This window comes from Qingshengfaniella alkalisoli, from assembly GCF_007855645.1.
Lineage (GTDB): Bacteria > Pseudomonadota > Alphaproteobacteria > Rhodobacterales > Rhodobacteraceae > Qingshengfaniella > Qingshengfaniella alkalisoli.
In genome coordinates, this window is the sequence record NZ_CP042262.1 from 262,433 (window position 1) to 274,478 (window position 12,046).

Sequence of the window (12,046 nt, forward strand, 5' to 3'; positions counted from 1 at the left end):
TGACTGTTTTTTCCACGATTGCGAAGGCCCTTGTCTGACCAATGGCCAAGCCCGGACGCTATCTCGTGGGGCCGCGCCGTGAAAGAACTGGACCGCCCCACTTGGGTGGCCCATTCTGAGAGTTTGTGCATGGTTGGCCCTTAGTCCTTCGGGACGATGGCCTCGGGCGCTGGTGGACGAAAGCCCAAGGTGCTGTGTGTACGTTTAGTGTTCCCTCCATTTTTGATGATGATCTGGGCATCCCGCAGCGAATAGAGGATTTCTCCCTTTCGCAACTCGCCGTGCATTCGTCCGTTGAAACGGGGCAAGACCAGGCACGATGAAGCGGTGGCCGGAGACGTGGTTCAGCTTCGCCGTAACCGTTTACCAGGCCAATCCCGACCGTAGATTACAAACATTGGCAAATCGGCAACGTGCATCGCCAGTTGTCGGGCATTGCGCTTTGCCTGTGACACTATCCTACGGATCGACAACTGCGACATCGGCGAACTAAGGTGCGAAGCGTTCCGTAGCCAAACTAATGTCACTATATGTCTGCTCCCTTTCCCATTCCATCGTTGGTACAGCGGGTACAGGCTGCCAAGGAGCGGCTAGTTCTGCTGAATGCCTTGCCCGGCACCGGCAGGACAACTCTGTTACGGTGCTACCAGCGCGCGGTGCCGGGTGTCCAAAGGCATATCCACGACCTTGACGTCGGAGCGAATACAAAGCTCGCACCTGCGGACGAGGATCTGCTTGTCGCGGGTCGTCCTGATCAAATTCAAGGCTTGGATCGGTTGCGCGTCTATGGAGAAGTTCTCGAGATCGGGAATGCCGAATTTTTTCTTACCCGCGAGCAAGCGATCGCTTTTGATCAATCGGCGGGATGGCCTGCTCTCGATGCATTCTTTGCGCGAGAAGGGGCTACTCGTCGAAGTGCCGTACGCTATCTGGCTGAAGCGCTGACGTCCTACCCGGCCATCGTGCGAGACATGTTGCACGCGCTGTCGCGAGCCGGGTCGGGAATTCCAAGGGACCGGCTGATACCCGATGAACGAGACCTCACGACTTGGCTGGGACCGGTCTGCGCGATTGAAAACGATCATATCAGGATTGCAACGCCTGGCCTGGCCGAGTTGCTTCGCGAAGCGAGCGAGGCGTGGCCGGTGTCGTCACGACATGCGGTCTTGCTCGGCCGGGTGCTCGATCCGGCAGAAGGTATCGTTGCCGCAGTCAGAAGCGGTCGACGCGATCTCGCGCGCAGCATGCTTTGCGATGAAGGCGGGCTATTCTTCATGCATCTTCATGGGAGGGCGGCAGGTCAAAAGGTGTTGGACGCGTTTCGCCTCGATCCCCATCCTGACGTGATCGGCTTGGCGTTCCTCGTTTCAGCCAAGATGGGAGACACCGAGCGTGCGGCGCATCTGTTGGCAGAGGCCGCAGGCGCGCGGTATCTGGACCTGTCGGAGACCCCCGAGGGATGGGAGCAAACGGCGCCGCAACTTCTGTTTTGTCGATTGATGTACGCGATCTATCGGTCGGGGAACGTTCGGCAGCATATTTTTTCCGAAGCTTCGAACGTGTTGGCGCGGCTGCCGGCGGACGATCATTTGCTGCGCGGCGGGATTTATAATGCGGTGCTGGAATTGCATATCCGGGCAGAGCGTTTCGTCGAGGCCGCGGAGGCGGCGAGCCGATCGCTTGCCCATTACCAGCAGGCGAACGCGCCTTACCTGGAGTTTTTCATCCACCTTCACCGCGCGATAATCCAAGTGCGGACCGGCTTCCCCGCGCGGGCTGAAGAGCATCTGCAACACGCCAAGGCGGCACTTGCAAAGACGCCGTTCGAGACACCGCAGGATCAAAGGTTTATAAGTCTTCTCAACGCTGTAGCCGTTTATGAGCGTGGCGATGCGGAACCTATGTCGGAGTTTTCCTTATCGACATTTCGTGACTTCACCTATGGCGAGCTTTGGCCATCGCTGGCGGAACTGGCCGTGGCAATTGGAGGCGATGCGCTTTTGCAGTTGCATGGCAAAGACATCGCGATGCGTTTTGTGGAAGGCTGGAACCTGCAATCCTGGAGAACCCGGCGGTTCCAGTTGCTGATCGAGCAGCGCCAGGTTGCGGTTCTTCAGGGCGCGCGACGGTGGCGCGACGCGCGGCTGAGACTCGATGCAATGGCTGCGAGGATTGGGCGTGTCTGGATGGAGAGCGCTGTACACAACCTGTATGATTTGCGTACACCGGAAGATATTCTGCAGGCCATGCTATGGTTGCGGCAGCAATGCTTCGAGCATCCACGCGACAAGGACTTGCCGGATCGGCTTGCCGCGCTCGAAAAGAACCCGGCGACTTCGGAAAGGCAGAGGATCTGCTTGCGGATATGGCAGACTTGGGTCGCGCGGCGGCAGGGCCATGTTGTCCGGGCCAGGCAGTACCTGCTGGACGTCTTGCTGCATTGCGATCGCCGTCATTGCGTCGCGCCGATCCTGGAGGAGCGGGTGTTTGTCCTGCCGCTTCTGGAAGACGCCCGTATGATGACGGCAGAGCTGCGCGATGCGCCCGTTCCGCGAAACATGCGGCGCGGCGCACTCGCCGCATTCGGTACCGGCCCTTTGTCGCGGCAGGAGTGGCGTGAGCTGCTTTTGCTGGCGGAAGGCTGTTCGAACAAGGCAATTGCGCGGGAGATGGAGCTGAGCGTTCCAACCGTAAAGTTTCACCTCAAGAATCTTTATCGAAAACTCGATGCACAGAATCGAAAGGATGCCGTCGAACGGGCCAGAGTGCGCGGATTCATCGCTACCTGACAAATAACCTATCCCAAGTATAACAAAACCTATCCCTTGGCTGCCTAGATAAGACGTCACGTAACTGTCACGCTGCCAGCAACTAGGGGAGACATTGTCGGATGACATCAGGTTTTGCAGAGTTTCTTCTGCGCCGGATCATCGGTTTCGTCGGGTGCTTCTGGTGCTGGCGCTGATGATCTTCGTGCTAGCCCGGGTCGTGCCCGGAGACCCGGCCCGGATTGCATTGGGACCAACGGCTTCACAGGAACAGGTCGACGCGTTGCGCACGGATATGGGGCTGGACGATCCCTTACCCGTTCAATTCGTCAACTTCCTGTCGGGCGCCGTTCAGGGAGATTTCGGCAATTCGCTGATTTCAGGCAAGCCGGTCGCGCAGGAGATTGCGGGGCTCCTTCCTGCCACACTCGAACTCGTCATGACAACGCTGGTCATCATGTTGATTGTTGGTGTGCCGCTTGGTGTATTGGCCGCGCGTTATCGCAATAGCTGGATCGATGCTGTGTTGCGGATTGTTTCGTTGATCGGTGTGACGATGCCGAGCTTCCTGTTCGCGATCCTATTGCAACTTTGCGCGGCTTATTACCTGAGCGACTGGCCGCTTTTGGGACGTATTTCGCGCGATCTTGCCGATCTCAACGGGCCCACCGGGCCTTTACACGATCGACGGCATTCTGACAGGGCGGCTGGATGTCACGCTGGACGCCTTGCGGCACCTAGCATTCCCGGCGCTTGCGCTGGCAATGTCGGGGATCGGCCAGATCATGCGGATCACGCGGTCGGCAATGATCGAGCATCAACGTCGCGATCACGTGCAGACGCTGCGCAGCTTCGGTGTTCCGGGGCGGGTCGTGACCTTTCGCTACCTTCTCAAGCTGTCGTCCATCGCGCCGCTTACCATCATGGGCCTGGAGTTCGCATCGCTGATTGGAAACGCCTTCGTGGTCGAGATGGTCTTTTCCTGGGGCGGCTTTGCCTCTGCGGGGCTGGAGGCGGTCATGCAGAAAGACCTGAACGCGGTGATGGCCGTGGTGCTGGTCTCGGGTTGCTTCTTCGTGGTGGCGAACCTCCTGATCGATATCGCCATCGGCTTTCTGGACCCGCGTCTCAGCATCAAGGAGGGCCGCTAATGTCCGCAACGACCGAACAGCCTGATGTGCTATCGGCACGCCAGATGGCCTGGATGCGCTTTCGTGCCAATCCGGTCGCCGTGTTGGGTGCAGTCATGGTCGCGTCCGTCATAATCTGTGCGATCTTCGCGCCACTGATCGCGCCTTACCCTGACCATGCGGGGGCAGCCATCAATTTCCGGGCCAAGCATCTGCCGCCAGATGCGGAATATCTGCTCGGCACGGACAAGGTGGGCCGGGATATCCTGACCCGTGTGATCTATGGCTTCCGGGTGTCGCTGATGCTGGTCGCAGGCGTCCTTCTGGTTGCAGTACCGGTTGGCGGTGCGCTGGGGTTGCTGGCCGGGTATTTCGGCGGCTGGACCGAACGGCTGATCACGGGTTTCACCAATGTCATGCTGGCTATCCCACCGCTGGTGATGGCGCTGGCCGTGGGCAACGTTCTGACCCCGAGCCTGACCAATGCGATGCTGGCCATCGCACTGCTGTGGTGGACATGGCATGCGCGGCTTGTCTACCGCGTATCCAAATCCGTGGCCGCCGAAGATTTCGTCGAGGCCGCGCGACTGGCCGGGGCGTCGCATCTGCATATCCTGTTGCGCGAGATCCTTCCCAACTGCATCGCGGTGATTTCGGTAAAGACCACGCTGGATGCGGCCTTCATCATCCTGTTTGGTGCGACGCTGTCATTCCTTGGACTCGGCGTTCAGCCACCCACGCCGGACCTGGGCACGATGGTTGCCGATGGGCGGCAGTTCCTGCCCGAGAAATGGTGGGGCGTGCTGGCCCCCGGTCTGGCGATCTTCTACGCGACGCTGGGGTTCAACCTGCTGGGCGACGGCCTGCGCGACATGTTCGACGTGGAGGTGTGAGCGATGGATCTGCTTGATGTACGCAATCTGAACCTGAGCTTCACCAGCTATGGCCGCAAGGTGGATATCCTGAAGGACGTGTCGCTGAAAATCGCGCAGGGGCAACGTGTTGCGCTGATCGGCGAGACGGGATCGGGCAAGTCGATCACCTCGAAAGCGGTGCTCAACACGCTGCCCGGCAATGCCGATATCACGGGCGGCGAAGTCTTGTGGCGCGGCGAAGACTTGTTGAAGAAGTCCGATGCGGCCCGCGAGGGCCTGAAGGGCATCGAGATGTCGGTGGTCATGCAGGACCCGTTATCTTCGTTCAACCCGGTCTTCACCATCGGGCGACATCTCGACGATGTGTTGTTCTGGGCGGATCGGCGCGCGGGTCGCAAACGCGGCCGTGGCGAACGGCGCGCACATATTACGCAGGTTCTTCGCAAGGTTCAGCTGTCCGATCCCGATCGGGTGATCCGGTCTTACCCGTCGCAGCTGTCGGGCGGTATGCGCCAACGTGTGCTGATTGCGCTGGCGCTGATGAACAAGCCGGCGCTGCTGATCGCAGACGAGCCGGGAACTGCGCTTGATGTGACCACGCAGGACGAGATCCTGAAGCTGATCAACGGGCTGGTTCGGGATGAGGGCCTGTCGCTGCTGATGATCACCCATAATCTGGGTGTTGTGCGAATGACGGCGGATTATGTGTATGTGATGTGCAAGGGCGAGGTCGTGGAACACGGGCCGCTGAAGCGCATCTTCGAGGCACCGCAGACGGATTACACGCGGGAGCTGATCGGTGCGATACCGCCGCTTTACGGTGCGCAGGTCAAGGATCAGCCGGTCGCGGCAGGCGAGACGATGATCCATCTGGACGGTGTCAGCAAGACCTTCACCGAAAGCCGGTTGTTGCGACCCAACCACCAGACCCATGCCGTTCGAGGTGTCGATATCGATATCCGGACGGGAGAGATTTTCGGGCTGGCAGGCGAAAGCGGGTCCGGCAAGACAACGGTTGCGCGGATGGTGATGGGGATCATGAACCCCAGCCAGGGCCGCGTGACGCTGGACGGCGTTCCGCTTCAGGAGATGGCCGAAGGGCGGGCGGATCGTTCGCTGGCGCAGATCGTCTACCAGAACCCGGGCACCTCGCTGAACCCCAAGCGCACGATCGGGCAGACGTTGTCCGTGCCGTTGAATTTTGCCGGGTTGGATCGCAAGGACCAGTCCCACCGGATGGACGAGTTGCTGGAACGGGTGGATCTGCCGCGCAGTTTCATCAGCCGCTATCCGCATGAACTGTCCGGCGGGCAGAAGCAGCGGGTGGCAATCGCGCGCGCACTGGCCGCGAATCCGCGATTGATCGTGCTGGATGAGCCAACCTCGGCGCTGGACGTCTCGGTGCAAAAGCGCGTCATCGCGTTGTTGGAAGAGCTGCGTGACGAACTTGGGCTGACCTATCTGTTCATCAGCCATGATCTGTCGCTGATGCGCAACTTCTGTTCACGCATCGCGATCATGCTGCGGGGCGAGTTGGTTGAACAGGGCACACCGCGCGAGGTCTTCGGCGATCCGCAGCACCCTTACACGCGCGCGCTGATCGCGGCGATCCCGGTCATCACCGATGCCGAGGAGGCGGCGAAGCCAAGCGTCACCCTCGAAGAAAAACAACAATTCCTCGTGTCCTCAGCGGCATGAGCCAAAGGAGAAGAGTATGGTTCTGAGACTAGGCATTGATGTCGGCGGCACCAATACGGACGCCGTGATCCTGCGGGACCGGGAAGTGCTGGCGGGTGTCAAGAGTTCCACCACCGAAGACGTGATGAGCGGGATTTCCAATGCCCTGGAGGCCGTCATCGAAAAGGCGGGCGTTGAACGTGACGCGATTGACGTCACCATGATCGGAACGACGCATTTCACGAATGCGGTGATCGAGCGGCGCGCGCTTGATCCCGTGGCGGCGATCCGTCTGGGACTGCCCGCCACGGCCTGCCTGCCGCCGATGGTGGACTGGCCCGAGGACCTGGTCGAAATGGTTGGCGGTCATCGCTACCTCGTGCGCGGCGGCTATGAATTCGACGGTCGCGAAATCGCGGCGCTCGATGAGGACGAGATCACCCGCATCGCCAAGGACATCGCCGACAAGGGGATCAAGGCGGCGGCAATCAGCTCCGTCTTCTCGCCCATCAATCAGGACATGGAACTTCGGGCACGCGATCTGCTGCGCGAGGTATGCCCGGACCTGCCCGTGGTGCTGTCGAGTGAAATCGGGCGTATCGGCCTGCTGGAGCGCGAGAGTGCGGCAATCATGAATGCCAGCCTGCTGAGCCTGTCGGATCAGACGGTCGAGGCGTTTGGCAACGCGCTGAAAGGTGCCGGACTGACCTGCCCGTTCTTCGTCACGCAAAATGACGGGACATTGATGGCGGCGGATATGGTGCGCAGGTTCCCGGTGCTGACCTTTGCGTCCGGGCCGACCAATTCCATGCGCGGTGCCGCGTTCCTGACTGGCGTCAAGGAAGCCATCGTGATCGACATCGGCGGCACGACTACAGATGTGGGCGCCTTGCAGCACGGTTTCCCAAGGCAGGCGGCCACGGTTGTCGATGTGGGCGGTGTACGCACGAACTTCCGGATGCCGGACGTGTTTTCCGTCGGCCTTGGCGGTGGGACGATGATCGCGGGCACAGCCGACAATCTTCAGATCGGTCCGAAATCGGTGGGCTACCGTCTGACCACGGATGCCCTGGTGTTCGGGGGCGAGACCTTGACCACGACAGATATCGCGGTGCGTGCGGGCATGGCAGAAATCGGTGATGCCTCCAAGGTGGCGGATATCGACCCGGCGCTGGTGGAGGCGGCCAGGCAGGGCATTGCCGACATGCTGGAAATGGCCGTTGAGCGCAGCCGGATCAGCCCGGATCCCATCCCGGTGATTGCCGTTGGTGGCGGGTCGATCCTTGCGCCCGACCATATCGGTGATCTGGAGGTGCTGCGGCCCGAAAACTTCGCCGTGGCCAACGCTGTCGGCGCGGCCATTGCCCAGATTTCAGGCGAGGTCGATCGCATCTTCGCGCTGGATGGCACAAGCCGCGAGGAATGCCTTGCCGCAGCCGAGAAGGAAGCGAACGACGCGGCGATTGCAGCAGGCGCAAAGGCAGACACCCTGACGGTAATCGAGCGCGAGGATGTGCCGCTGGCCTATCTGCCGGGCAATGCCACGCGCATTCACCTGAAAGTCGTCGGAGAAATGGGAGACGTCCATGCGTGACCTGAAGGATCAATGCTGGGTTCTCACTGAAGAGGATATCGACGCGCTGGAAATCGGGTCCGGAATCCTGGGCACCGGTGGGGGCGGAAACCCCTATATCGGAAAGCTGCGTGCAAGACAGGCGCTGCGCGAAGGCTATGAGCTGAAGGTTCTGCCGCTCAATGCCATTGCCGATGAGGCGATGGTCGTGCCGCTTGGGGGCATAGGCGCACCCTTGGTATCTTTCGAGCGGCTGAAGGAAGGGCGTGAAGGGTTGCGCTGTCTACGGTCGCTGGAAGAACGGCTGGGTTTCAAGGCCGATGCCGTCGCCTGCGAAGAGATCGGTGGTCAGAATTCCATGGAGCCGCTGATCACCGGGGCCTTTGCGGGTCTCCCCGTTGTCGATGGCGACGGGATGGGGCGTGCCTTTCCCGAGATGCAGATGACGACCTATTCCATCTATGGGCATCGTTCGACCCCGTCGGTCATGTGCGACCCCCATGGCAATGCGGTCGCCTTCGAGAATGCCATCACTGAAAAATGGCACGAAACCATGGCGCGGGCCTGCGTGATCGCACAGGGCGGAGCGTCGGTTCTGGCGTCGGCACCGATGAGCGGGGCCTATGTCAAACGCTATTCCATACCGCACACCTACACGCAGGCCATCGGGCTGGGACGTGCGGTCATGGATGCGCGCAAAACACATTCCGATCCGATTGCAGCGATTTGCGAACGCGAGGGTGGGCAGCACATCTTTTCGGGCAAGATCAACGATCTGAAGCGGCATTTCAAAGGCGGCTTCAACGTGGGCGTTGCCAGCATAGAAGGGTTGGACAGCTATCGCGGATCGATCGGACAGATCACCATCCAGAACGAATACCTGATGTTCGAACGTGACGGTCAGATGGTTACCTGCGTGCCGGATCTGGTTGTCGTGCTGGACCTGGATACGGGCCTGCCGATCACGACGGAAATCCTGCGCTACGGTCAACGGATCGCGGTTCTGGCGCTTCCCTGCCATGAACTGCTGCGAACACCGCAGGCGCTGGATGTGGTGGGGCCAGCCTGTTTCGGGTTTCCCGATGTGATCTACAAGCCACTTGCGGAGGCGGCATGAGCGGATTCACCGTCACACAGGAGGACATGGAGGCCATCGCGCTTGGCGGTGCCTTCCTTGGAACAGGCGGCGGCGGCGACCCTTACATCGGCAAGCTGATGGCGGAGCGTGCCATGCGGCAAAGCGGTCCGGTCACGGTTATCGATCCCGCGGATGTTCCCGATGATGCGTTGTGTGTGCCCGTCTGCATGATGGGTGCGCCCACTGTCATGTTGGAAAAGCTGCCAAATGGCCACGAGGCCTTGGGAGCGCTGGCCGCGTTGGAGGCCTATCTGGGTCGAAAGGCGGACTACCTGATCTGCATCGAGGCGGGCGGGCTGAATTCGACAATCCCGTTCGCCGTTTCTGCCGCAACGGGGCTGCCGCTGATCGACGGTGACGGGATGGGCCGGGCCTTTCCGGAACTGCAGATGGTCAGTTTCACGATGCACGATGTGTCGGCCACGCCGATGGTCCTGGCAGACGACAAGGGCAACAGCAGCGTTCTGAACGCCATTTCCAACCTTTGGACGGAACGTCTGGCTCGTGCGCAAACGGTCGAGATGGGCGGCGCGGCACTGGTCGCGCTGTATCCGATGAGCGGAGCCGAGATGAAGCGCGGTATCCTGCGTAACACCCTTGGGCTGGTGCTGGAAATCGGGCGCGCCATCCAGTCGGAACGTCGGTCGAACCGCCACCCCGGCGATGCGCTGATAAAGCGGTGCGGCGGATATGATCTGTGCACTGGACGTGTCGTCGATATCGAACGCAAGACTGAAGGCGGGTTCGCACGGGGGCGGGCGATCCTGCGCGGGCTGGAAGATCAGCAAGGCAAGGAGTTCTACCTGTCATTCCAGAACGAGTTCCTGTGCCTGGAAGACGATGACGGGGTGCCACTGGCGCTGACGCCCGACCTGATTTGTGCGCTTGATGCGGATGGCGGGCTTCCGGTGACCACGGAATCGCTGCGGTTCGGCTTGGCCATCCGGCTGATCGGCCTGCCGGCAGATCCGCAATGGCGCACCGATGCGGGACTTGATCTGGCGGGTCCCGGATACTTTGGCTACGCGCATGCATTTTCCCCGATTGAAGACCTGACAAACGCGTCAAAGACATAACCACAGGAGGTTGAAGATATGAAAAGACTACTTGGAGCAACGGCCCTTTGCGCGCTGACGGCAGTGCCCGCGATAGCCCAGGACGACCAGGTGGCGATCACGGTGAACGCCGTGCAGATATTCGGCACGATCGATCCCGCGAAGATCAACGACTACACGGAATACATGGCGGCGGTGAACCTTTATGACGCCCTTACCACGGTTGATGGCAGCGGCCAGGTCACACCCCAGCTGGCCGAAAGCTGGGATATTTCGGATGACAGCCTGACCTATACCTTCCATCTGAAGGCGGGGGCGACATTTCAGGACGGATCGCCGGTCACCGCGCAGGATGTGGTCTATTCGATCAAGCGGCTGATCGGGATCAATGAAGGTCCGGCATATCTGTTCAGCGATCTGATTTCCGAAGACAGTGTGACCGCGCTTGACGACCAGACGGTCGAAATCAAGCTGTCCAAGGTCTATGCGCCCTTCATCTCGATCACGCCGCTGCTGCTGGTCGTGAATGAAGATGCGATCGAGACCGCCGATGGAGATGAGTGGGGCGAGACGTTCCTTGCTGATTCCAGCGCGGGGGCCGGTCCCTACAGCCTGCAAAGCTGGGATCGCGGAGCACAAATGACGCTGGCGCGCTATGACGGCTATCATGCCGGCTGGCCCAACGAGAAGCCGATTGACGAGGTTCGCTTTGTCATCACCCGTGACGAGGCAACCGTACGCGCACTTGCGCAGCGCGAGGAACTGGGGATCTCATCGCAATACCAGTCGCTGGAAACCTATGAAGGGATCGGCGCGCTGGAAAACTACCGGGTGATCACGGCCCCGACGGCGACCGGATTTTACATCAAGATGAACAATCAAGTCGCGCCTACCGATGACGTCCATGTCCGCAAGGCAATCGCCATGGCGATGGATTACGACACGATCCGCGAGGTGATTTATCCGGGTGCCATCATGAAGGGGCCGCTCGCCGATGTCTTCGAGGCCGCCATCCCGGATGATGCCGAGGCGCCTGTCTATGACCTGACAGCCGCACAGGAAGAACTGGCCCAGTCGGAATATGCCGGGCAGGGGCCAATCAAGCTGGTTCATACCTATGTGTCGAACACACCGTTCGAGGAAGAGATCGCCCTTCTGTTCAAGGCGACGCTGGACAGCATCGGGTTTGACGTCGAAATCCGCCCGGAGCCCTGGAACCGGATCACCGAGCTGGCTTCATCCATCGAGACCACGCCGCACACGACGCAGGTGTTCTACGGTCCGACCTACCCATCGCCGGATTCGGTGTTCTATGTTCAGTACGATTCCGACGCGTCGGGGACGTGGTCCGGAATGGACTGGGTGGAAGACCCGGCAATCGACGAGATGATCGAGGCGTCGCGCGCGGAAACCGACACGGACGCGCGCAACGGGATCTATCAGGATATCTATAGCAAGCTCGTCGAAGATCAGCGGTCCGTCTGGCTTCTGGCGCAAGAACGTCGTTTTGCGGCGCATGAGTGCCTGCAAGGCTATGAATGGGTGCCGATGCAAAGCTGGGATTTCGATTTTTCACGCTTCAGCTGGTCCTGCGAGAACTGACTTCAAGCGGGGCAAGCGTCGGAACGCTTGCCCCTTGCATGCCTTGTCTGATCTGGCGGACAAGCACGTCCAGAATGAGTGCGGAGGTGGCACACTGGAAGGGCGCGGCTAAGGCGTCGGGCAATGTCGTCGAAAAGAAAATAGCGCGGCTCGTTGTCGGAAAGTTTCTACAACTTCGTCAGCCGATGTTTTCCAAGAAATCCGAGCAACAATGCCTTGGCGCGCCCG

At 60.3% G+C, this 12,046-nt stretch carries 8 protein-coding genes and 2 pseudogenes; 9 read left to right on the forward strand and 1 reads right to left on the reverse strand.

Annotated elements, in window-relative coordinates; all coding sequences use genetic code 11:
• Positions 1–140: 140 nt before the first annotated feature.
• A pseudogene (locus FPZ52_RS19265) lies at positions 141–299 on the reverse strand (integrase core domain-containing protein); the annotation flags it as partial.
• 231 nt (positions 300–530) lie between these two features.
• On the opposite strand from FPZ52_RS19265, the gene FPZ52_RS12635 reads away from it, so the two are divergent.
• The 9 genes and pseudogenes from FPZ52_RS12635 (at position 531) to FPZ52_RS12670 (ending at position 11,818) form a co-directional block, all read left to right on the forward strand.
• Positions 531–2,789: a helix-turn-helix transcriptional regulator gene (locus FPZ52_RS12635; protein WP_146365961.1), complete on the forward strand. Its 2,259-nt coding sequence runs from the start codon at positions 531–533 to the stop codon at positions 2,787–2,789.
• 175 nt (positions 2,790–2,964) lie between these two features.
• Positions 2,965–3,303: pseudogene (locus FPZ52_RS19425) on the forward strand (ABC transporter permease); the annotation flags it as partial.
• A 112-nt stretch (positions 3,304–3,415) separates the two neighbouring features.
• The gene (locus FPZ52_RS19430) at positions 3,416–3,919 is read left to right on the forward strand and encodes an ABC transporter permease (RefSeq protein ID WP_276617459.1); all 504 of its coding nucleotides are present in this window, start codon (positions 3,416–3,418) and stop codon (positions 3,917–3,919) included.
• On the forward strand, positions 3,919–4,791 hold the full coding sequence (locus FPZ52_RS12645; protein WP_146365962.1) for an ABC transporter permease: 873 nt from the start codon (positions 3,919–3,921) through the stop codon (positions 4,789–4,791). The genes FPZ52_RS19430 and FPZ52_RS12645 overlap by 1 nt, the downstream gene beginning before the upstream one ends.
• Before the next feature lie 3 nt (positions 4,792–4,794).
• Positions 4,795–6,471 (forward strand): dipeptide ABC transporter ATP-binding protein, encoded by a 1,677-nt coding sequence (locus tag FPZ52_RS12650; protein WP_146365963.1) that lies wholly within the window; start codon positions 4,795–4,797, stop codon positions 6,469–6,471.
• Between the two features lie 16 nt (positions 6,472–6,487).
• The gene (locus FPZ52_RS12655) at positions 6,488–8,044 is read left to right on the forward strand and encodes a hydantoinase/oxoprolinase N-terminal domain-containing protein (protein WP_146365964.1); all 1,557 of its coding nucleotides are present in this window, start codon (positions 6,488–6,490) and stop codon (positions 8,042–8,044) included.
• Positions 8,037–9,140, forward strand: coding sequence for a DUF917 domain-containing protein (locus FPZ52_RS12660; RefSeq protein ID WP_146365965.1), 1,104 nt, complete (start codon positions 8,037–8,039; stop codon positions 9,138–9,140). The genes FPZ52_RS12655 and FPZ52_RS12660 overlap by 8 nt, the downstream gene beginning before the upstream one ends.
• The gene (locus FPZ52_RS12665) at positions 9,137–10,237 is read left to right on the forward strand and encodes a DUF917 domain-containing protein (RefSeq protein WP_146365966.1); all 1,101 of its coding nucleotides are present in this window, start codon (positions 9,137–9,139) and stop codon (positions 10,235–10,237) included. The genes FPZ52_RS12660 and FPZ52_RS12665 overlap by 4 nt, the downstream gene beginning before the upstream one ends.
• An 18-nt stretch (positions 10,238–10,255) precedes the next feature.
• Positions 10,256–11,818: an ABC transporter substrate-binding protein gene (locus FPZ52_RS12670; RefSeq protein WP_146365967.1), complete on the forward strand. Its 1,563-nt coding sequence runs from the start codon at positions 10,256–10,258 to the stop codon at positions 11,816–11,818.
• Positions 11,819–12,046 lie beyond the last annotated feature (228 nt).